Origin of the sequence: Pseudoxanthomonas sp. SGT-18, assembly GCF_003931645.1 — a bacterium.
Classification (GTDB): Bacteria; Pseudomonadota; Gammaproteobacteria; order Xanthomonadales; family Xanthomonadaceae; genus Pseudoxanthomonas.
Window position 1 is genome coordinate 147,160 of the sequence record NZ_RRYJ01000005.1, and the last position, 20,716, is coordinate 167,875.

At 66.7% G+C, this 20,716-nt stretch carries 28 protein-coding genes; all 28 read left to right on the forward strand.

What is annotated here, in order from left to right:
* The first annotated feature begins 34 nt into the window (after window positions 1-34).
* Window positions 35-4,270, forward strand: coding sequence for a DNA-directed RNA polymerase subunit beta' (gene rpoC / locus EIM47_RS08785; RefSeq protein ID WP_019399923.1), 4,236 nt, complete (start codon window positions 35-37; stop codon window positions 4,268-4,270).
* Window positions 4,271-4,513: 243 nt separating this feature from the next.
* A complete protein-coding gene (gene rpsL, locus EIM47_RS08790) occupies window positions 4,514-4,888 on the forward strand; it encodes a 30S ribosomal protein S12 (RefSeq protein WP_013536001.1) in 375 nt (124 codons plus the stop codon).
* Window positions 4,889-4,903: 15 nt separating this feature from the next.
* A complete protein-coding gene (rpsG, locus tag EIM47_RS08795) occupies window positions 4,904-5,371 on the forward strand; it encodes a 30S ribosomal protein S7 (protein ID WP_019399932.1) in 468 nt (155 codons plus the stop codon).
* 132 nt (window positions 5,372-5,503) lie between these two features.
* Window positions 5,504-7,633 (forward strand): elongation factor G, encoded by a 2,130-nt coding sequence (fusA, locus tag EIM47_RS08800; RefSeq protein WP_026010792.1) that lies wholly within the window; start codon window positions 5,504-5,506, stop codon window positions 7,631-7,633.
* Between the two features lie 96 nt (window positions 7,634-7,729).
* Window positions 7,730-8,920, forward strand: a complete 1,191-nt coding sequence (gene tuf / locus EIM47_RS08805; RefSeq protein ID WP_028915514.1) for an elongation factor Tu — start codon at window positions 7,730-7,732, stop codon at window positions 8,918-8,920.
* A gap of 319 nt (window positions 8,921-9,239) precedes the next feature.
* On the forward strand, window positions 9,240-9,551 hold the full coding sequence (gene rpsJ, locus EIM47_RS08810) for a 30S ribosomal protein S10 (RefSeq protein WP_013535997.1): 312 nt from the start codon (window positions 9,240-9,242) through the stop codon (window positions 9,549-9,551).
* Between the two features lie 11 nt (window positions 9,552-9,562).
* Entirely contained in the window at window positions 9,563-10,213 is a 651-nt protein-coding gene (gene rplC / locus EIM47_RS08815) for a 50S ribosomal protein L3 (protein ID WP_125076692.1), read from the forward strand.
* A gap of 11 nt (window positions 10,214-10,224) precedes the next feature.
* Window positions 10,225-10,830 (forward strand): 50S ribosomal protein L4, encoded by a 606-nt coding sequence (gene rplD, locus EIM47_RS08820; protein ID WP_019399186.1) that lies wholly within the window; start codon window positions 10,225-10,227, stop codon window positions 10,828-10,830.
* Window positions 10,827-11,126 (forward strand): 50S ribosomal protein L23, encoded by a 300-nt coding sequence (gene rplW, locus EIM47_RS08825; protein ID WP_019399185.1) that lies wholly within the window; start codon window positions 10,827-10,829, stop codon window positions 11,124-11,126. The genes rplD and rplW overlap by 4 nt, the downstream gene beginning before the upstream one ends.
* 10 nt (window positions 11,127-11,136) lie before the next feature.
* Entirely contained in the window at window positions 11,137-11,964 is an 828-nt protein-coding gene (gene rplB / locus EIM47_RS08830) for a 50S ribosomal protein L2 (RefSeq protein WP_028915516.1), read from the forward strand.
* A 6-nt stretch (window positions 11,965-11,970) separates the two neighbouring features.
* Window positions 11,971-12,237: a 30S ribosomal protein S19 gene (rpsS, locus tag EIM47_RS08835; protein WP_019399183.1), complete on the forward strand. Its 267-nt coding sequence runs from the start codon at window positions 11,971-11,973 to the stop codon at window positions 12,235-12,237.
* Window positions 12,238-12,247: 10 nt separating this feature from the next.
* A complete protein-coding gene (gene rplV, locus EIM47_RS08840) occupies window positions 12,248-12,583 on the forward strand; it encodes a 50S ribosomal protein L22 (RefSeq protein ID WP_013535991.1) in 336 nt (111 codons plus the stop codon).
* Window position 12,584: 1 nt separating this feature from the next.
* Complete coding sequence (gene rpsC, locus EIM47_RS08845; protein ID WP_125076693.1) at window positions 12,585-13,313, forward strand: 30S ribosomal protein S3; 729 nt, start codon at window positions 12,585-12,587, stop codon at window positions 13,311-13,313.
* 5 nt (window positions 13,314-13,318) lie between these two features.
* Complete coding sequence (gene rplP, locus EIM47_RS08850) at window positions 13,319-13,732, forward strand: 50S ribosomal protein L16 (protein ID WP_019399180.1); 414 nt, start codon at window positions 13,319-13,321, stop codon at window positions 13,730-13,732.
* A complete protein-coding gene (gene rpmC / locus EIM47_RS08855; protein ID WP_019399179.1) occupies window positions 13,732-13,920 on the forward strand; it encodes a 50S ribosomal protein L29 in 189 nt (62 codons plus the stop codon). The genes rplP and rpmC overlap by 1 nt, the downstream gene beginning before the upstream one ends.
* A 12-nt stretch (window positions 13,921-13,932) precedes the next feature.
* A complete protein-coding gene (gene rpsQ, locus EIM47_RS08860) occupies window positions 13,933-14,199 on the forward strand; it encodes a 30S ribosomal protein S17 (protein WP_019399178.1) in 267 nt (88 codons plus the stop codon).
* Window positions 14,200-14,213: 14 nt separating this feature from the next.
* Window positions 14,214-14,582, forward strand: a complete 369-nt coding sequence (gene rplN / locus EIM47_RS08865; RefSeq protein WP_014161372.1) for a 50S ribosomal protein L14 — start codon at window positions 14,214-14,216, stop codon at window positions 14,580-14,582.
* A gap of 15 nt (window positions 14,583-14,597) precedes the next feature.
* On the forward strand, window positions 14,598-14,915 hold the full coding sequence (gene rplX / locus EIM47_RS08870; RefSeq protein WP_019399177.1) for a 50S ribosomal protein L24: 318 nt from the start codon (window positions 14,598-14,600) through the stop codon (window positions 14,913-14,915).
* Between the two features lie 11 nt (window positions 14,916-14,926).
* The gene (gene rplE / locus EIM47_RS08875; RefSeq protein WP_019399176.1) at window positions 14,927-15,469 is read left to right on the forward strand and encodes a 50S ribosomal protein L5; all 543 of its coding nucleotides are present in this window, start codon (window positions 14,927-14,929) and stop codon (window positions 15,467-15,469) included.
* Between the two features lie 11 nt (window positions 15,470-15,480).
* Window positions 15,481-15,786: a 30S ribosomal protein S14 gene (rpsN, locus tag EIM47_RS08880; protein WP_019399175.1), complete on the forward strand. Its 306-nt coding sequence runs from the start codon at window positions 15,481-15,483 to the stop codon at window positions 15,784-15,786.
* Window positions 15,787-15,960: 174 nt separating this feature from the next.
* Window positions 15,961-16,359: a 30S ribosomal protein S8 gene (gene rpsH, locus EIM47_RS08885; RefSeq protein ID WP_019399174.1), complete on the forward strand. Its 399-nt coding sequence runs from the start codon at window positions 15,961-15,963 to the stop codon at window positions 16,357-16,359.
* A 19-nt stretch (window positions 16,360-16,378) separates the two neighbouring features.
* Entirely contained in the window at window positions 16,379-16,906 is a 528-nt protein-coding gene (rplF, locus tag EIM47_RS08890; RefSeq protein WP_019399173.1) for a 50S ribosomal protein L6, read from the forward strand.
* A 78-nt stretch (window positions 16,907-16,984) separates the two neighbouring features.
* Window positions 16,985-17,341 carry a 50S ribosomal protein L18 gene (gene rplR / locus EIM47_RS08895; protein WP_019399172.1) on the forward strand — a complete coding sequence of 119 codons (357 nt, stop codon included), beginning with the start codon at window positions 16,985-16,987 and terminating at the stop codon, window positions 17,339-17,341.
* Between the two features lie 151 nt (window positions 17,342-17,492).
* The gene (gene rpsE, locus EIM47_RS08900; protein ID WP_019399171.1) at window positions 17,493-18,035 is read left to right on the forward strand and encodes a 30S ribosomal protein S5; all 543 of its coding nucleotides are present in this window, start codon (window positions 17,493-17,495) and stop codon (window positions 18,033-18,035) included.
* Entirely contained in the window at window positions 18,028-18,219 is a 192-nt protein-coding gene (gene rpmD / locus EIM47_RS08905) for a 50S ribosomal protein L30 (protein ID WP_019399170.1), read from the forward strand. Before rpsE ends, rpmD begins: the two co-directional genes overlap by 8 nt.
* A gap of 10 nt (window positions 18,220-18,229) precedes the next feature.
* Window positions 18,230-18,667, forward strand: coding sequence for a 50S ribosomal protein L15 (gene rplO, locus EIM47_RS08910; protein ID WP_019399169.1), 438 nt, complete (start codon window positions 18,230-18,232; stop codon window positions 18,665-18,667).
* A gap of 7 nt (window positions 18,668-18,674) precedes the next feature.
* A complete protein-coding gene (gene secY / locus EIM47_RS08915; RefSeq protein ID WP_019399168.1) occupies window positions 18,675-20,027 on the forward strand; it encodes a preprotein translocase subunit SecY in 1,353 nt (450 codons plus the stop codon).
* A gap of 332 nt (window positions 20,028-20,359) precedes the next feature.
* Window positions 20,360-20,716, forward strand: a complete 357-nt coding sequence (rpsM, locus tag EIM47_RS08920) for a 30S ribosomal protein S13 (protein ID WP_125076694.1) — start codon at window positions 20,360-20,362, stop codon at window positions 20,714-20,716.

The following is a 20,716-nucleotide window of genomic DNA, read 5'->3' on the forward strand; positions in this document are numbered from 1 at the left end:
GATCGACCGCCTTTACTCCTGACGGAGACAAGAAATGAAAGACCTGCTCAACCTCTTCAACCAGCAGCGCCAGACGCTGGACTTCGACGCGATCAAGATCGCCCTGGCTTCGCCGGACCTGATCCGCTCGTGGTCCTTCGGCGAGGTGAAGAAGCCCGAGACGATCAACTACCGCACCTTCAAGCCGGAGCGCGACGGCCTGTTCTGCGCGGCCATCTTCGGCCCGATCAAGGACTACGAGTGCCTGTGCGGCAAGTACAAGCGCATGAAGCACCGTGGCGTGGTCTGCGAGAAGTGCGGCACCGAGGTCACCCTGGCCAAGGTCCGCCGCGAGCGCATGGGCCACATCGACCTGGCCTCGCCGGTCGCGCACATCTGGTTCCTGAAGTCGCTGCCGTCCCGCATTGGCCTGATGCTGGACATGACCCTGCGCGACATCGAGCGCATCCTGTACTTCGAGGCCTACGTGGTCACCGAGCCGGGCCTGACCCCGCTCGAGCGCCGCCAGCTGCTGACCGAAGAGCAGTACATGCAGGCGCGCCAGGAGCACGGCGACGACTTCGACGCCGCCATGGGCGCCGAGGCGATCTACGAGCTGCTGCGCACCATCGACCTGCAGGCCGAGATGGCGCGCCTGCGCGAGGAGATCGCCGCCACCGGTTCGGAGACCAAGCTCAAGCGCCTGACCAAGCGCATCAAGCTGATCGAGGCGTTCATCGAGTCCGGCAACCGTCCGGAGTGGATGGTCATGACCGTGCTGCCGGTGCTGCCGCCGGACCTGCGCCCGCTGGTCCCGCTGGACGGCGGCCGCTTCGCGACCTCCGACCTGAACGACCTGTACCGCCGCGTCATCAACCGCAACAACCGCCTGCGCCGCCTGCTGGAGCTCAACGCGCCCGACATCATCGTGCGCAACGAGAAGCGCATGCTGCAGGAGTCGGTTGACGCGCTGATGGACAACGGCCGCCGCGGCCGCGCCATCACCGGCACCAACAAGCGCCCGCTCAAGTCGCTGGCCGACATGATCAAGGGCAAGCAGGGCCGCTTCCGCCAGAACCTGCTCGGCAAGCGCGTCGACTACTCGGGCCGTTCGGTCATCGTGGTCGGCCCGTACCTGCGCCTGCACCAGTGCGGCCTGCCGAAGAAGATGGCGCTGGAGCTGTTCAAGCCGTTCGTGTTCGCCAAGCTGCAGCGCCGCGGCCTGGCCACCACCATCAAGGCCGCCAAGAAGCTGGTCGAGCGCGAAGAGGCCGAGGTGTGGGACATCCTCGAGGAGGTCATCCGCGAGCACCCGGTGCTGCTGAACCGCGCCCCGACCTTGCACCGCCTGGGCATCCAGGCGTTCGAGCCGGTGCTGATCGAGGGCAAGGCCATCCAGCTGCACCCGCTGGTCTGCACCGCGTTCAACGCCGACTTCGACGGCGACCAGATGGCCGTGCACGTCCCGCTGAGCCTCGAGGCCCAGCTGGAGGCGCGCGCCCTGATGATGTCGACCAACAACATCCTGTCGCCCGCCAACGGCGAGCCGATCATCGTGCCGTCGCAGGACGTGGTGCTCGGCCTGTACTACATGACCCGCGCCCTGGAGAACAAGAAGGGCGAGGGCATGGTGTTCGCCAACGTGGCCGAGGTTAAGCGCGCCTACGACAACCGCGTGGTCGAGCTGCACGCCAAGGTCAAGGTCCGCATCACCGAGGTGGTGAAGGACGAGGCCGGCAACAAGCACAAGAAGGCGACGATCGTGGATACCACGGTCGGCCGCGCCCTGCTGGCCGAGATCCTGCCGGAGGGCCTGCCGTTCGAGCTGGCCAACACCGAGCTGACCAAGAAGAACATCAGCCGCCTGATCAACAGCTGCTACCGCCGCCTGGGCCTGAAGGACACCGTGGTGTTCGCCGACCAGCTGATGTACACCGGCTTCAGCTTCGCCACCCGCGCCGGCGTGTCGATCGGCATCGACGACATGCTGATCCCGGAGGAGAAGAAGAGCATCCTCGCCGAGGCCGAGGCCGAGGTGCTGGAGATCCAGGAGCAGTACCAGAGCGGCCTGGTCACCGCCGGCGAGCGCTACAACAAGGTGGTCGACATCTGGTCGCGCACCAACGAGCGCATCGCCAAGGCGATGATGGAGACCATCGGCACCGACAAGGTGGTCAACGCCAAGGGCGAGGAAGTCGCGCAGAAGTCGATGAACTCGCTGTACATCATGGCCGACTCCGGTGCCCGTGGTTCGCAGGCGCAGATCCGACAGCTGGCCGGCATGCGCGGCCTGATGGCCCGCCCGGACGGCTCGATCATCGAGACCCCGATCAAGGCGAACTTCCGCGAAGGCCTGAACGTGCAGGAGTACTTCAACTCCACCCACGGCGCCCGCAAGGGCCTGGCCGACACCGCGCTGAAGACCGCCAACTCCGGTTACCTGACCCGCCGCCTGGTCGACGTGGCGCAGGACGTGGTGATCACCGAGGCCGACTGCGGCACGCTGCAGGGCCTGACCATGACCCCGATCGTGGAAGGCGGCGACGTGGTCGAGCCGCTGAAGGACCGCGTGCTGGGCCGCGTCGTGGCCGAGGACGTGTTCCTGCCGGGCAACGACGAGGACCCGATCGTCACCCGCAACACCCTGCTGGACGAGGTGTGGGTGCAGAAGCTGGAGGACGCCGGCGTCCAGTCGATCAAGGTGCGTTCGACCATCACCTGCGAATCGCCCTTCGGCGTGTGCGCGCACTGCTACGGCCGCGACCTGGCCCGTGGCCACCTGGTCAACATCGGCGAGTCGGTGGGCGTCATCGCCGCCCAGTCGATCGGCGAACCGGGTACCCAGCTGACGATGCGTACCTTCCACATCGGCGGCGCGGCTTCGCGTGCCGCCGCGGTGGACAGCATCACGGTCAAGACCACCGGCTCGATCAAGTTCAACAACCTCAAGACCGTCGAGCATTCCGGCGGCCACCTGGTCGCGGTGTCGCGTTCGGGCGAAGTGTCGGTCCTCGACCCGCACGGCCGCGAGCGCGAGCGCTACAAGCTGCCGTACGGCGCCACCATCAACGTCAAGGACGGCGCCGAGGTCAAGGCCGGCCAGACCGTGGCCAACTGGGATCCGCACAACCACCCGATCGTGTCGGAAGTGGCCGGCTTCGTCCGCTTCGTTGACTTCGTCGATGGCGTCACCGTCATCGAGAAGACCGACGAACTGACCGGCCTGGCCTCGCGCGAGATCACCGATCCCAAGCGCCGCGGCTCGCAGGGCAAGGACCTGCGCCCGCTGGTCCGCATCGTCGACAAGGACGGCAACGACCTGACCATCCCGGGCACCGACCTGCCGGCGCAGTACCTGCTGCCGCCGCGCTCGGTGGTGAACCTGCAGGACGGCGCCCCGGTGGGCGTGGGCGACGTGGTCGCCAAGATCCCGCAGGAAGCGTCCAAGACCCGCGACATCACCGGCGGTCTGCCGCGCGTGGCCGACCTGTTCGAGGCGCGCAAGCCGAAGGATCCGGCGATCCTGGCCGAGAAGTCCGGCGTGGTCAGCTTCGGCAAGGACACCAAGGGCAAGCAGCGCCTGATCATCAAGGGCCCGGACGGCGAGGAGCACGAGGAGCTGATCCCGAAGTACCGCCAGATCATCGTGTTCGAGGGCGAGCACGTGACCAAGGGCGAGACCATCGTGGACGGCGAGCCGAGCCCGCAGGACATCCTGCGCCTGAAGGGCGTGGAGGACCTGGCCGCGTACCTGGTCAAGGAGATCCAGGACGTCTACCGCCTGCAGGGCGTGAAGATCAACGACAAGCACATCGAGGTGATCACCCGCCAGATGCTGCGCAAGGTCGAGATCACCGACCAGGGCGATTCCAAGTTCCTCAACGGCGAGCAGGTGGAGAAGCAGCGCGTGATCGAGGAGAACGCGCGCCTGGTGGCCCGCGGCGAGATCCCGGCCAAGTACGAGCCGGTGCTGCTGGGCATCACCAAGGCCTCGCTGGCGACCGAGTCGTTCATCTCGGCGGCCTCCTTCCAGGAGACCACCCGCGTGCTGACCGAGGCGGCCGTCCGCGGCACCCGCGACAACCTGCGCGGCCTGAAGGAGAACGTCATCGTCGGCCGCCTGATCCCGGCGGGTACCGGCCTGGCCTACCACAGCAAGCGCCGCCGCAACGCCACCGGCCTGACCGAGTCGGAGCTGGAGGCGCTGTCTGGCGGCTCCGAGCCGGCGGCGGTGGCCGAGGCCGAGGCGCCGGAGGCGGCCGCCCCGTCCCAGGAGGACGCGGCGGAGTGATGCACCCGGCCGCCGCCGGCGACGGCGGCGGCCCGGGGATACGGCGGGGCAGGGAGGCCCGGCCGCGCCCGCGATCCCTTCCGGCCCCGGCCGGGCGGGGCGCCGGGACCATGGAAGGTGGGTCGGTTGACGCGGTTTTTACCGTCCCGCTATACTTTCATGTCTCGGCAGGCCGTCCTTCGGCCTGCCGTCGTTTTCACGTCCGGCCCCGGTCCGCGGGGCCCCAAGCAGAAGAACCTTAGAATGGCGACGATCAACCAGCTGGTCCGCAAGCCGCGGCAGGCGGAAACGTACAAGAGCGCCTCGCCGGCACTGGAGAAGTGCCCGCAGCGCCGCGGTGTCTGCACCCGCGTCTACACCACCACCCCGAAGAAGCCGAACTCGGCCCTGCGTAAGGTCGCCAAGGTGCGCCTGACCAACGGCTACGAGGTCATCTCGTACATCGGCGGCGAAGGCCACAACCTCCAGGAGCACTCCGTGGTGCTGATCCGCGGCGGCCGCGTCAAGGACCTGCCGGGCGTGCGTTACCACACCGTCCGCGGTTCGCTGGATGCCGCCGGCGTCACCAAGCGTCGCCAGGGCCGTTCGAAGTACGGCGCCAAGCGCCCGAAGAGCTAATCGAGGAAGCCCGACATGTCCCGTAAAGGTTCCACCCCCCAGCGCTCCGTCCTGCCCGATCCCAAGCACGGGAGCGAGACCATCGCCCGCTTCATCAACATGGTGATGAAGAGCGGCAAGAAGTCGATCGCCGAGAACATCGTGTACGACGCGATGGAAGTGATCGGCCAGAAGAACCCCAACGCCATCGAGCTGGTGCAGAAGGCGCTGGACAACGTCGCCCCCGCGGTCGAGGTCAAGTCCCGTCGCGTCGGTGGCGCGACCTACCAGGTGCCGGTCGAGGTTCGCGCCTCCCGCCGCCTGGCCCTGGCCATGCGCTGGGTGATCGATTCGGCCCGCAAGCGCGGCGAGAACTCGATGGCCCGCAAGCTGGCCGGCGAGCTGCTGGACGCGGCCGAGAACCGCGGTGGCGCGATCAAGAAGCGCGAAGAGACCCACCGCATGGCCGAGGCCAACAAGGCCTTCGCCCACTACCGCTGGTAACAGCCCGCGGGCCCCTGGCGGGCCCGCGCGACCAGCCCGGACGGCGCGGCATGTTCCGCGCCCTCCGCATTTCAGGGGGTGCCGCGCAGCCGGCCCCTGCAACCGAAACGCCAAGCTAACGAGAGGCTCCCCGTGGCCCGCACTACTCCCATCGAGCGTTACCGCAATTTCGGCATCATGGCCCACATCGATGCCGGCAAGACCACCACGTCCGAGCGCATCCTGTTCTACACCGGCAAGAGCCACAAGATCGGTGAAGTGCACGATGGCGCCGCGACCATGGACTGGATGGAGCAGGAGCAGGAGCGTGGCATCACGATCCAGTCCGCTGCCACCACCGCGTTCTGGAAGGGCATGGACAAGTCCTTCCCGGAGCACCGCTTCAACATCATCGACACCCCCGGGCACGTGGACTTCACCATCGAGGTGGAGCGCTCGCTGCGCGTGCTGGACGGCGCGGTGTTCGTGCTGTGCGCCGTCGGCGGCGTGCAGCCGCAGTCGGAGACCGTGTGGCGCCAGGCCAACAAGTACCACGTGCCGCGCATCGCGTTCGTCAACAAGATGGACCGCACCGGTGCCAACTTCTTCAAGGTCCGTGACCAGCTGAAGTCGCGCCTGGGTGCCGTGCCGGTCCCGATGCAGATCCCGATCGGCGCCGAGGACAATTTCGTCGGCGTGGTCGACCTGGTCAAGATGAAGGCCATCCACTGGGACGAGAAGACCCAGGGCATGACCTTCGAGTACCGCGACATCCCGGAAGAGCTGAAGGCCCAGGCCGAGGAAGCCCGTTCGTACATGGTCGAGTCCGCGGCCGAGGCGAACGAGGAGCTGATGGACAAGTACCTGGGCGGCGAGGAGCTGACCGAGGACGAGATCTACAGCGCCCTGCGCCAGCGCACCCTGGCCACCGAGATCGTGCCGATGTTCTGCGGCTCGGCGTTCAAGAACAAGGGCGTGCAGGCCATGCTCGACGGCGTGGTCAAGCTGCTGCCGTCGCCGGTCGACGTGCCGGCGGTGAAGGGCGTCGACATGGACGACGAGACCAAGGAGATGACCCGCGAGTCGTCCGACAAGGCTCCGTTCTCGGCCCTGGCGTTCAAGATCATGACCGACCCGTTCGTCGGTTCGCTGACCTTCTTCCGCGTCTACTCCGGCACCCTGAGCGCCGGCGACCAGGTGCTGAACTCGGTCAAGAACAAGAAGGAGCGCATCGGCCGCCTGCTGCAGATGCACTCCAACCAGCGCGACGAGATCAAGGAAGTGCTGGCAGGCGACATCGCCGCCGCGGTGGGCCTGAAGGACGTCACCACCGGTGACACCCTGTGCGCCATCGACGCCCCGATCGTCCTGGAGCGCATGGCGTTCCCGGAGCCGGTGATCTCGATGGCCGTGGAGCCGAAGACCAAGTCCGACCAGGAGAAGATGGGCAACGCCCTGAGCCGCTTGGCCCAGGAAGACCCGTCGTTCCGCGTCCGCACCGACGAGGAGTCCGGCCAGACCATCATCTCGGGCATGGGCGAGCTGCACCTGGACATCATCGTCGACCGCCTGAAGCGCGAGTTCAACGTCGAGGCCAACGTCGGCAAGCCGCAGGTCGCCTACCGCGAGACCATCCGCTCCAGCGACGTCAAGTCGGACTACAAGCACGCCAAGCAGTCCGGTGGTAAGGGCCAGTACGGCCACGTCGTGATCGAGATGTCGCCGATCACCGCCGAGGACCGCGAGAAGTACGCCGACCTGATCAAGGACGACTTCCTGTTCCTCAACGAGATCACCGGCGGCGTGATCCCGAAGGAGTTCATCCCGTCGGTCGAGAAGGGCCTGCGCGAGACCATCACCAGCGGCCCGCTGGCCGGCTTCCCGGTCGTCGGCGTCAAGGTCAAGCTGGTCTTCGGTTCGTACCACGACGTCGACTCGTCGGAAATGGCGTTCAAGCTGGCCGCCTCGATGGCGTTCAAGCAGGGCTTCGCCAAGGCCAGCCCGGTGCTGCTGGAGCCGATCATGAAGGTCGAGATCGTCAGCCCCGAGGATTACCTGGGCGACGTCATGGGCGACGTGAGCCGCCGCCGCGGCGTGCTGCAGGGCCAGGACGACAGCCCGTCGGGCAAGATCATCAACGCGATGATCCCGATGAGCGAGATGTTCGGCTACGCCACCGCGCTGCGCTCGATGACCCAGGGCCGCGCCACCTTCTCGATGGAGTTCGACCACTACGAGGAAGCGCCGAACAACATCGCCGAGACGGTGATCAAGAAGGCGTAAGCGGCGGCGCCCCCGGGCGCGCACATACCAGGCAGGCCATCCCCCGGGGTGGCCCTGCCTCCCAGGAAAAATCCAAGTACAAGAGGTATTTCACCAATGTCCAAGGGTAAGTTCGAGCGCACCAAGCCGCACGTGAACGTCGGCACCATCGGCCACGTTGACCATGGCAAGACCACGCTGACGGCCGCGCTGACGAAGGTCGGTGCCGAGCGTTTCGGCGGCGAGTTCCACGCGTACGACGCGATCGACAAGGCGCCGGAAGAGAAGGCCCGCGGCATCACGATCTCGACCTCGCACGTCGAGTACGAATCGCCGACCCGCCACTACGCGCACGTGGACTGCCCGGGCCACGCCGACTACGTGAAGAACATGATCACCGGTGCGGCGCAGATGGACGGCGCGATCCTGGTGGTGTCGGCGGCTGACGGCCCGATGCCGCAGACCCGCGAGCACATCCTGCTGGCCCGCCAGGTGGGCGTGCCGTACATCGTGGTCTTCCTGAACAAGGCGGACATGGTGGACGACGCCGAGCTGCTGGAGCTGGTGGAGATGGAAGTCCGCGAGCTGCTGAGCAAGTACGACTTCCCGGGCGACGACACCCCGATCATCAAGGGTTCGGCGCTGAAGGCGCTGGAAGGCGACCAGTCGGAGATCGGCGTTCCGGCGATCATCCAGCTGGTGGACGCGCTGGACAGCTACATCCCGACCCCGGAGCGCGACGTTGACAAGCCGTTCCTGATGCCGGTCGAGGACGTGTTCTCGATCTCGGGCCGCGGCACCGTGGTGACCGGCCGCATCGAGCGCGGCGTGATCAAGGTGGGCGACGAAGTGGAAATCGTCGGCATCCGTCCGACCCAGAAGACCACCGTCACCGGCGTGGAGATGTTCCGCAAGCTGCTGGACCAGGGCCAGGCGGGCGACAACGCGGGCCTGCTGCTGCGCGGCACCAAGCGTGACGAGGTCGAGCGTGGCCAGGTGCTGGCCAAGCCGGGCACGATCACCCCGCACACCGACTTCGAGGCCGAGGTGTACGTGCTGTCGAAGGACGAGGGCGGCCGCCACACCCCGTTCTTCAAGGGCTACCGTCCGCAGTTCTACTTCCGCACCACCGACATCACTGGCGCCGTCCAGCTGCCGGAGGGCGTGGAGATGGTGATGCCGGGCGACAACGTGAAGATGTCGGTGTCGCTGATCAACCCGGTGGCCATGGACGAGGGCCTGCGCTTCGCGATCCGCGAGGGTGGCCGTACCGTCGGCGCCGGCGTGGTCGCCAAGATCCTGAAGTAATTCAGGTTCACTGACCCCCTGTCCGCCTGGGCGGGCAGGGGGCTTACCGCGAAAAGAGGTGCAGGAAGCGCCTCGTGTTCGCCAGACAGGGAAAAGTCGCGTGACGCAGAGCGCGGGACAGCCATGTGCTGTTGACGCGCCGTTTTACGCGTTCTATACTTTTCCGTCTGGGCAGGCCGGCTCGCTGGTCTGCCCGCACTTTTGGGGGTCGCCCGGTGCGGCCTCCTGTCCGGCGCGGGACCGGCCGGGCGAACGAACCATACCGGGGCAGGCATCCCAGAGGCCGCGCCCGTCGCTCTTTTAACGAAGGAACTCCGTCATGGCGGACCAAAAGATCCGGATTCGGCTCAAGGCGTTCGATCACCGTCTGATCGACCGTTCGGCCAGCGAGATCGTCGAAACGGCCAAGAGGACCGGCGCGCAGGTGCGTGGCCCGATCCCGCTGCCGACCAAGATCGAACGTTACACCATCCTCGTCTCCCCGCATGCCGACAAGGATGCGCGTGACCAGTACGAGACCCGCACGCACAAGCGCGTGCTCGACATCGTCGACCCCAACGACAAGACCGTGGACGCGCTGATGAAGCTCGAGCTCGCGGCTGGCGTCGACGTCCAGATCAAGCTCGCCTGAGGACTGCCGACATGACGAAGAAGTATTCGTTGGGTCTGGTCGGCCGCAAGGCCGGCATGAGCCGCGTCTTCACCGAGGATGGCCGTTCCATTCCGGTGACCCTGATCGAGGCCACCCCGAACCGCATCACCCAGATCAAGACCGTCGAGGTCGACGGCTACAGCGCTGTCCAGGTGACCACCGGCGCCTGCCGTGCGTCGCTGGTGAACAAGCCGCTGGCCGGCCACTACGCCAAGGCCAAGGTCGAAGCCGGCCGCGGCCTGTGGGAGTTCCGCGTCGCCGACGACAAGATCGGTGATTTCGCCATCGGTGGCGAGATCAAGGCCGACATCTTCGAGGTGGGCCAGAAGGTCGACGTCCAGGGCGTGACCAAGGGCAAGGGCTTCCAGGGCACCATCAAGCGCCACAACTTCACCATGGGCGACGCGACCCACGGTAACTCGCTGTCGCACCGCGCCCCGGGTTCGATCGGCCAGCGCCAGACCCCCGGCCGCGTGTTCCCCGGCAAGAAGATGGCCGGCCACATGGGCGCCGAGACCCAGAGCACGCAGAACCTGGAAGTGGTTCGCGTCGATGCCGAGCGCGGCCTGATCGCCGTTCGCGGCGCCGTCCCGGGTGCCCCGGGTGGCGACGTGATCGTGCGCCCGGCGAGCAAGGCGTAAGGAGAAGCACGATGGAACTCACCATTACGGGTAGCGCCAACAAGCTGTCGGTTTCCGACGCCGTGTTCGGCCGCGAATTCAGCGAGGACCTGGTCCACCAGGTCGTGGTGGCCTACCAGGCCGCGGGCCGTGCCGGCACCAAGGCGCAGAAGACCCGCGCCGAGGTCAACGGCACCACCAAGAAGTCCAAGCGGCAGAAGGGCGGCGGCGCGCGTCACGGCGCCCTGACGGCCCCGATCTTCGTCGGCGGCGGCCGGGCCTTCGCGGCCAAGCCGCGCAGCTACGACCAGAAGGTCAACCGCAAGATGTACCGCGCCGCGATCGCCGCGATCCTGTCCGAGCTGAACCGCCAGGGCCGCCTGAAGGTCGTCGAGTCGTTCGACGTCGACGCCCCGAAGACCAAGGGCCTGGTCGAGAAGCTGGCCGGTTTCGAGCTGGGCAAGCGCCCGCTGATCGTCACCGAGGACGCCTCCGAGAACCTGTTCCTGTCGGCCCGCAACCTGCCGTACGTGCAGGTCCGCGACGTCCAGGGCCTGGATCCGGTCGCCCTGGTCGGCGCCGATTCCGTGCTGATCACCGCCGATGCGGTCAAGAAGGTCGAGGAGTGGCTGGCATGAGCACCAACGAGAAGATTTTCAGCGTACTGCTCGCGCCGCGCGTGTCCGAGAAGACCGCTCGCCTGCAGGAAGTGAGCAACCAGTACGTGTTCGAGGTTTCGAACGACGCCACCAAGGCCGACGTCAAGGCCGCGGTGGAACAGCTGTTCGACGTCAAGGTCGAGTCGGTCAACGTCGTCAACGTGAAGGGCAAGAACAAGTCCTTCCGCTTCCGTTCCGGTCGCCGCGGCGACTGGCGTAAGGCGTACGTGCGCCTGGCCGAGGGCCAGAGCATCGACGTGTCCGCGAAGGCCTGAGGGTGATCCCATGCCATTGATGAAGTTCAAGCCCACCTCTGCCGGCCGCCGCTCCGCGGTCCGCGTGGTCACCCCCGACCTCCACAAGGGTGCCCCGCACGCCGCGCTCGTCGAGAAGCAGAGCAAGTCCGGCGGCCGCAACCACCACGGCCGCATCACCACCCGCCACATCGGTGGTGGCCACAAGCACCACTACCGCCTGATCGACTTCAAGCGCAACAAGGAAGGCATCGCGGCGCGCGTGGAGCGGATCGAATACGATCCGAACCGCACCGCCCACATCGCCCTGCTGTGCTACGTCGACGGCGAGCGCCGCTACATCATCGCCCCGAAGGGCCTGAAGGCCGGCGACCAGGTGATCGCGGGTTCCGACGCCCCGATCAAGGCCGGCAACACCCTGCCGCTGCGCAACATCCCGGTCGGCACCACGGTGCACTGCATCGAGCTGAAGCCGGGCAAGGGCGCGCAGATCGCCCGCGCCGCCGGCGCCGGCGTGCAGCTGGTCGCCCGCGAGGGCGCCTACGCGCTGCTCCGCCTGCGTTCGGGCGAGATGCGCAAGGTGCCGGCCGAGTGCCGCGCCACCATCGGCGAGGTCGGCAACGACGAGCACAACCTGGAGAAGCTGGGCAAGGCCGGCGCCAAGCGTTGGCGCGGCGTGCGCCCGACCGTCCGCGGTGCGGCGATGAACCCGGTTGACCACCCGCACGGCGGTGGTGAGGCCAAGGCCGGCCAGGGTAACCCGCATCCGGTCACCCCGTGGGGTGTCCCGACCAAGGGTTACAAGACGCGCAGCAACAAGCGCACCCAGAAGTTCATCGTCCGCGATCGTAGGGGCTAATCGACCATGCCACGTTCCCTCAAGAAAGGCCCGTTCGTCGATCACCACCTCCTCAAGAAGGTGGAGGCCGCGGGCGGCACCAAGAAGCCGATCAAGACCTGGTCGCGCCGTTCCATGATCCTGCCGGAAATGGTGGGGTTCACCATCGCCGTCCATAACGGCAAGAACCATGTTCCGGTTCTCATCAACGAGAACATGGTCGGCCACAAGCTCGGCGAGTTCGCTGTCACCCGGACCTTCAAGGGTCACGGCGGCGACAAGAAGTCGAAGTAAGGAGATGACCATGGAAGCGAAAGCCATCCTGCGCACCGCGCGCATCTCCCCGCAGAAGGCCCGCCTGGTCGCCGACCAGGTGCGCGGCCTGCCGGCCGAGCGTGCCGTCAACCTGCTGAAGTTCTCCGACAAGAAGGCCGCCGCCCTGATCAAGAAGGTCGTCGAGTCGGCCATCGCCAACGCCGAGAACAACAACGGCGCCGACGTGGACGCCCTCAAGGTCAAGACCATCATGGTCGACGAGGGCCCGACCCTGAAGCGCTTCATGGCGCGAGCCAAGGGCCGCGGCACCCGCATCCTCAAGCGGACCAGCCACATCACCGTCGTCGTGGGAGAGGGCAAGTAATATGGGTCACAAAGTTCATCCCACCGGCATCCGCCTGGGCATCGCCAAGGACTGGAACTCGAAGTGGTACGCGGGCAAGGGCGAGTACGCCGACTACCTGGCGGCCGACCTGAAGGTCCGCAAGATGCTGCGCAAGAAGCTGGCCCAGGCCGGCATCAGCCGCATCCTGATCGAGCGCCCGGCCAAGACCGCCCGCGTCACCATCCACACCGCCCGCCCGGGCGTGGTGATCGGCAAGCGCGGTGAGGACATCGAGAAGCTGCGCCGCGAGGTCAGCGAGCTGATGGGCGTCCCGGCGCACATCAACGTCAGCGAGGTGCGCAAGCCCGAGCTCGACGCCCAGCTGGTCGCCGAGTCCATCGCCCAGCAGCTGGAGCGCCGCATCATGTTCCGCCGCGCCATGAAGCGCGCGGTCGGCAACGCGATGCGCCTCGGCGCCCTGGGCATCAAGGTCAACGTCGCCGGCCGCCTGAACGGCGCCGAGATCGCCCGTTCGGAGTGGTACCGCGAAGGCCGCGTGCCGCTGCATACCCTGCGCGCGGACATCGACTACGGCTTTGCCGAGGCTCACACCACCTACGGCGTGATCGGCATCAAGGTATGGGTCTACAAGGGCGAGATCTTCGACTTCGCCCAGGTTGGACAGGAGAAGCAGGAAGACGCCAGCAGCCCGCGCGGCGAGCGTGGCGACCGCGAGCGTCCCTCCAGTCCGGCACGTGAAGCGAGGTAACGGCGATGTTGCAACCCAAGCGAACCAAGTACCGCAAGCAGCACAAGGGCCGTAACGAGGGCCTGAGCTGGAGCGCCAACGCCGTGTCCTTCGGCGAGTACGGCCTGAAGGCCACTGCCCACGGTCGCCTGACCGCGCGCCAGATCGAGGCGGCCCGCCGCACGATCAGCCGCTACGTCAAGCGCGGCGGCAAGATGTGGATCCGCGTGTTCCCGGACAAGCCGATCACCCAGAAGCCCATCGAGGTCCGCATGGGCTCCGGTAAGGGTAACGTCGAGTACTGGGTGGCCCAGATCCAGCCGGGCCGCATGATCTATGAAATCGAGGGCGTGTCGGAGGAGCAGGCGCGCGAGGCGTTCCGCCTGGCGGCCGCCAAGCTCTCGGTCACCACCACCTTCGTGACCCGCACGGTGCGCTAATGGCTACGATCAACGAACTCCGTGAAAAGTCGGCCGACGAACTGAAGGCTCACCTGCTGGACCTGCGCAAGGAACAGTTCTCCCTGCGCATGCAGCGGGCGACCGGCCAGCTGACGAAGACCCATGAAACCCGCCGGGTGCGCCGCGAGATCGCTCGCGTTAAGACCCTGCTCGGCAGCAACAAGTAAGGGATCGCAGCGATGAGCGAGAACAACAACAAGCCGCTGCGCACGGTCGAAGGCCGGGTGATCAGCAACAAGATGGACAAGACGGTGACTGTCCTGGTCGAGCGCCAGGTCAAGCACCCGCTGTACGGCAAGTACATCAAGCGGTCGACCAAGCTGCACGCCCACGACGCCGAAAACGCCTGCAAGGAAGGCGACGTGGTGCGCGTGACCGAGGTCGCGCCGATTTCCAAGACCAAGAACTGGCGCGTGGTTGAAGTCGTCACCCGCGCGGCCGAATAAGGGAGATCTGAATCATGATCCAGATGCAGAGCTACCTTGACGCCGCCGACAACTCCGGCGCCAAGGAACTGATGTGCATCAAGGTGCTGGGCGGCTCCAAGCGCCGTTACGCCGGCATCGGTGACATCATCAAGGTGACCGTCAAGGACGCGATCCCGCGCGGCAAGGTCAAGAAGGGCGAGGTCTACGACGCCGTCGTGGTCCGTACCCGCAAGGGCGTCCGCCGTGCCGACGGTTCGCTGATCCGCTTCGACGGCAACGCCGCCGTCCTGCTGAACAACAAGCAGGAGCCGATCGGTACCCGTATCTTCGGACCGGTGACCCGTGAGCTGCGTTCCGAGAAGTTCATGAAGATCGTCTCGCTCGCGCCTGAAGTGCTCTGAGCGGAGGAAGCAGACATGGCAAACCGTATCAAGAAGGGTGACCAGGTCGTGGTCATCGCCGGCAAGGACAAGGGCAAGCAGGGCGAGGTGATCAAGGTGGACGGCGACCGCGTGGTCGTCTCCAACGTGAACCTCGTCAAGCGGCACACCAAGCCGAACCCGCAGGCGGGCATCGCCGGCGGCGTGGTCGAGCGCGAGGCCTCGATCCACATTTCCAACGTGATGCCGCTCAATCCGGCTACCGGCAAGGGCGAGCGCATCGGTTACAAGGTCCTGGAGGATGGACGCAAACTGCGTGTGTTCCGCTCCAGTGGTGAGGCGCTCGACGCCTGAGGAATGAAGCAATGACCACGCGGCTCGAAAAGATCTACAAGGAACAGGTTGTGCCGGCTCTCATGGAGAAGTTCGGCTACACCAATCCGATGGAAGTGCCCAGGCTCGTCAAGATCACCGTGAACATGGGTGTGGGCGAGGCGGCGACCAACAAGAAGGTGCTGGAGAACGCCGTTGCCGACCTGGCCAAGATCACCGGCCAGAAGCCGGTGACCACCAAGGCCCGCGTCTCGGTGGCCTCGTTCAAGATCCGCGACGGCTGGCCGATCGGCTGCAAGGTCACGCTGCGCCGGAACCAGATGTTCGAGTTCCTGGACCGCCTGATCAGCGTCGCGCTGCCGCGCGTGCGCGACTTCCGCGGCGTGTCCGGCCGTTCGTTCGACGGCCGCGGCAACTACAACATGGGCGTGAAGGAACAGATCATCTTCCCGGAAATCGACTTCGACGCTGTCGACGCGATCCGCGGCATGGATATCGCCATCACCACGACCGCCAAGACCGACGCCGAGGCCAAGGCGCTGCTCGAGGCGTTCAAGTTCCCGTTCCGCAACTAAGGGTTAGACACATGGCAAAGACCTCGATGGTCAACCGCGACGCGAAGCGGGAGAAGCTGGCCAAGAAGTACGCCGCCAAGCGCGAGGCCCTGAAGAAGGTGATCTCGAGCCAGACCGCCTCCTACGAGGAGAAGCTCGAGGCGGCGACCAAGCTGCAGAAGCTGCCGCGCGACTCGTCCCCGAGCCGCCAGCGCAACCGTTGCGAGCTGTCCGGCCGTCCGCGCGGCGTGTACCGCAAGTTCGGCCTCGGCCGCAACATGCTGCGCGAAGCCACCATGCGTGGCGACGTGCCCGGCCTGCGCAAGGCCAGCTGGTAAGGAAGGCGAGGGCGGCCCCGGCCGCCCCCGCGGGGAAACCGGCCCCACGGGCCGGTTTTCCTGCTATTATTTTCCGCTTGCCCGGCCCAGCCGCGGCGTGGCAAGGGCCCCGGCCCCTCCCGGGACAATCCAGATTTCGCGAAAGCGGATATCGGTGCACTCAAGGAACCACTCATGAGCATGACTGATCCCATCGCCGACATGCTGGTCCGCATCAAGAATGCGGCCGCTGTGGGCAAGCCGACGGTGAAGCTGCCGTCCTCCAAGATCAAGGTTGCCATCGCCAACGTCCTGAAGGACGAGGGCTACATCTCCGACCTGCGCGTCATCCAGGGCGAGAACAACAAGGCCGAACTCGAGATCGTGCTGAAGTACTTCGAGGGCCGTCCGGTCATCGAGCAGCTCAAGCGCGCCTCGCGCTCGGGCCTGCGCATGTACCGCGGCAAGAACGAGCTGCCGAAGGTCCTTGGCGGCCTCGGCGTGGCCATCATCTCCACCTCCCAGGGCATCATGACCGACAAGCAGGCGCGCAACGCCGGCATCGGCGGCGAAGTCCTGTGCTACGTGGCCTAATCGAAGGAGTACGACGACCATGTCCCGCGTAGCCAAGAAGCCGATCGCCCTGCCGAAGGGCGTGGAACTGAACATCCAGGACACCAGCGTCACCGCCAAGGGTCCGAAGGGCACCCTGTCGCTGGCCAAGCCGGCCGGCGTGAAGATCGCCATCGAGGACGGCCAGGCCGTGCTGTCGGCCGCCGAGCCGTCGCTGATCGCCATGACCGGCACCGTGCGCGCCATCCTGGCCAACATGGTCAAGGGCGTGTCCGAGGGCTTCGAGCGCAAGCTCGAGCTGGTCGGCGTGGGTTACCGCGCCGCGATGCAGGGCAAGGACCTGAACCTGTCGCTGGGCTTCTCCCACCCGGTCGTGTTCCAGGCGCCGGAAGGGATCACCCTGTCCACCCCGAGCCAGACCGAGATCCTGGTCCAGGGCGCCGACAAGCAGCGCGTCGGCGAGATCGCGGCCAAGATCCGCGCAGTGCGTCCGCCGGAGCCCTACAAGGGCAAGGGCGTGAAGTATTCCGACGAAGTCATCATTCGCAAGGAAGCCAAGAAGGCGTAATGCGGCTTCCCCGCGCGCCGGCCCGGCCGGCGCCACGGGGGATCCGCCCAAGCCGATCCGCTTCCGAGGACAGAAACCATGAGCATCAAGAACGACGCCCGCCTGCGCCGCGCCAAGTCCACCCGCGCCCACATCCGCAAGCTCGGCGTGCCGCGCCTGTCGGTCCTGCGTACCGGCCAGCACCTGTACGCCCAGCTGTTCACCGCCGACGGCTCCAAGGTGATCGCCGCCGCCAACACCCTGCAGGCCGACGTCAAGGAAGGCCTGAAGAACGGCAAGAACATCGAGGCCGCGGCCAAGGTCGGCAAGATCATCGCCGAGCGCGCCAAGGCCGCCGGCATCGAGAAGGTCGCCTTCGACCGCTCGGGCTACCGGTACCACGGCCGCATCAAGGCCCTGGCCGACGCCGCCCGCGAGGGTGGCCTGCAGTTCTGATCCCGCGGGCCCGCTTGCGCGGGCCCGTCCTGCCGGCGCGGGTCGCGCCGGGCGCCGCCCTCCTTCTGCGGGGGCGTGACGCTCCACCGCTGTAGACCACAACGACAAGCGGCCCACGAGCCGTACAGACCCAATCCACAAGGAAACAGAAATGGCAGAAGAGCGTCAGCCGCGGGGTCGCGATCGCGACCGCAACCGCGAAGAGAAAATCGACGACGGCATGATCGAGAAGCTGATCGCGGTCAACCGCGTCAGCAAGACCGTCAAGGGCGGCCGCCAGTTCACCTTCACCGCGCTGACCGTGGTCGGCGACGGCGAAGGCCGCGTCGGCTTCGGCTACGGCAAGGCCCGCGAGGTGCCGGTGGCCATCCAGAAGTCGATGGAATACGCGCGCAAGGGCATGCTCACCGTCGAGCTGAACAACGGCACCCTGTGGCACCCGGTCAAGGCCGGCCACGGTGCGGCCCGCGTGTTCATGCAGCCGGCTTCCGAGGGTACCGGCGTCATCGCCGGCGGTGCCATGCGCGCCGTCCTGGAAGCGGTGGGCGTGAAGAACGTGCTGGCCAAGGCCGTCGGTTCGCGCAACCCGATCAACCTGGTCCGCGCCACCCTGAAGGGCCTGGAAGCCATGCAGTCCCCGACCCGCATCGCGGCCAAGCGCGGCAAGAAGGCGGAGGAACTCCTCAATGGCTAACGAGTCCAACAAGACCGTCAAGGTGCGCCTGGTGCGCGGCCTGCGCGGCACCCAGGCCCGTCACCGTCTGTCGGTCCGCGCCCTGGGCCTGAACAAGCTCAACGACGTCCGCGAGCTGAAGGACAGCCCGCAGGTCCGCGGCCTCATCAACCAGCTGCACTACCTGGTGCGGGTCGAGGAGTAAGGAGAATCCCATGCGTCTGAATACTCTCAAGCCCGCCGAGGGCGCCCGCAAGGAGCGCACCCGCGTTGGTCGCGGCATCGGCTCCGGCCTGGGCAAGACCGCCGGCCGCGGCCACAAGGGCTCGTTCGCCCGCGCTGGCAAGGGCAAGATCAAGGCCGGCTTCGAAGGCGGCCAGACCCCGATGCAGCGCCGCCTGCCGAAGATCGGTTTCCGCTCGCTGACCGCGAAGGACACCGCCGAGGTGCTGCTGTACAAGCTCGAGCTGGTCCAGGGCGACGTGGTCGACTTCGCGGCGCTGAAGGCCGCCAAGCTGGTCCCGTCCACCGCCAAGCGCGCGAAGATCGTCAAGAAGGGCGAGCTGTCGCGCAAGCTGGTCATCAAGGGCATCGCCCTGACCGCCGGCGCCAAGGCCGCGGTCGAGGCTGCCGGCGGCAGCATCGAGGAGTAAGTCGCACATGGCGCAAGCTGGCATCGGCAATCTCGGCAGTGGCCTGGGCAAGTTCACCGAACTGCGCCAGCGCCTGCTGTTCGTGCTTGGAGCGTTGGTCGTCTACCGCATCGGCTGTTTCGTGCCGGTGCCCGGCGTCAACCCCGATGCCATGCTTGCCATGATGCAGGCGCAGGGCGGCGGCATCGTGGACATGTTCAACATGTTCTCGGGCGGCGCCCTGCACCGTTTCAGCGTGTTCGCGCTGAACGTGATGCCGTACATCTCCGCGTCGATCGTGATGCAGCTGGCGGTGCACATCTTCCCGGCGCTGAAGTCGATGCAGAAGGAAGGCGAGTCCGGCCGCCGCAAGATCACCCAGTACTCGCGCATCGGCGCGGTGTTCCTGGCGATCGTGCAGGGCGGCAGCATCGCGCTGGCGCTGCAGAACCAGACCGCCCCGGGCGGCATGCCGGTGGTGTACAGCCCGGGCATGGGCTTCGTCCTGACCGCGGTGGTCGCGCTGACCGCCGGCACCATCTTCCTGATGTGGCTGGGCGAGCAGGTCACCGAGCGCGGCATCGGCAACGGCGTCTCGCTGATCATCTTCGCGGGCATCGTGGCCGGCCTGCCGGGCGCGGTCATCCAGACCTTCCAGGCCTTCCGCGACGGCAGCATGAACTTCCTGAGCCTGGTGATCATCGCCGCCGTGGTGGCCGGCTTCACCTGGTTCGTGGTGTTCGTCGAGCGGGGCCAGCGCCGGATCACGGTCAACTACGCGCGGCGCCAGGGCGGCCGCAACGCGTACATGAACCAGACCTCGTTCCTGCCGCTGAAGCTCAACATGTCGGGCGTGATCCCCGCGATCTTCGCCTCGTCGATCCTGGCGTTCCCGGCGACCCTGAGCATGTGGTCGGGCCAGGCCACCTCGGCCACCTGGCTGCAGCGCGTGTCCAACGCGCTGGCCCCCGGCGAGCCGCTGCACATGATCGCGCTGGCGGCGCTGATCACCGGCTTCGCGTTCTTCTACACGGCGCTGGTGTTCAACTCGCAGGAAACCGCCGATAATCTCAAGAAGTCGGGTGCCCTGATCCCGGGCATCCGCCCCGGCAAGGCCACCGCCGAGTACATCGACGGCGTGCTGACCCGGCTGACCGCCGCGGGCGCGGCCTATCTGGTGATCGTCTGCCTCCTGCCGGAGCTGATGCGTACCCAGCTGGGCACCTCGTTCTACTTCGGCGGCACCTCGCTGCTGATCGTCGTGGTCGTGGTCATGGACTTCATTGCGCAGGTCCAGGCCCACCTGATGTCGCACCAGTACGAGAGCCTGCTGAAGAAGGCCAACCTCAAGGGTGGCACGCGCGGCCTGCCGCGCGGCTGAGCGGCAAGATTTCCAAGTCCGGCGGACCCATTCCGCCGGCAGGCCGGCCCCACGGGCCGGACCTTCCAGAAATGGGCGGCCCGTGCGACGTCTCGCGCGCGGGTGAGACCTTGCGGTGCCGCGCTGGAGTAGCGCGGCCGGTCCCGGGAAACCGGGGCCAGCGGGGTCCGGCGCCGGAGCATGGGCACACTCCCCATGCCGGGTTCAGGGTCGCAAGGCCTTGGACTTCCAAGCAATCCGGGACATTGATAGAATTCGCTGTTCACTTTTGAACCATTCCTGTCGGGCGTGCCCCTGGGCGACCCCGACCCATCAAGTTTGGAGATCGCGTCATGGCGCGTATTGCAGGCGTCAACCTGCCGACCCACAAGCACGTCTGGGTGGGGTTGCAGAGCATCTATGGCATCGGCCGCACCCGGTCGAAGAAGGTTTGCGAGGCCGCGGGCGTCAACCCGTCGACCAAGATCCGTGACCTGTCCGAGCCGGAAGTCGAGCGCCTGCGCGCCGAAGTCGGCAAGTACATCGTCGAAGGCGACCTGCGCCGCGAAGTCGGCATCGCCATCAAGCGACTGATGGACCTGGGCTGCTACCGCGGCCTGCGTCACCGCCGCGGCCTGCCGCTGCGTGGCCAGCGCACCCGTACCAACGCCCGCACCCGCAAGGGTCCGCGCAAGGCGATCCGGAAGTAA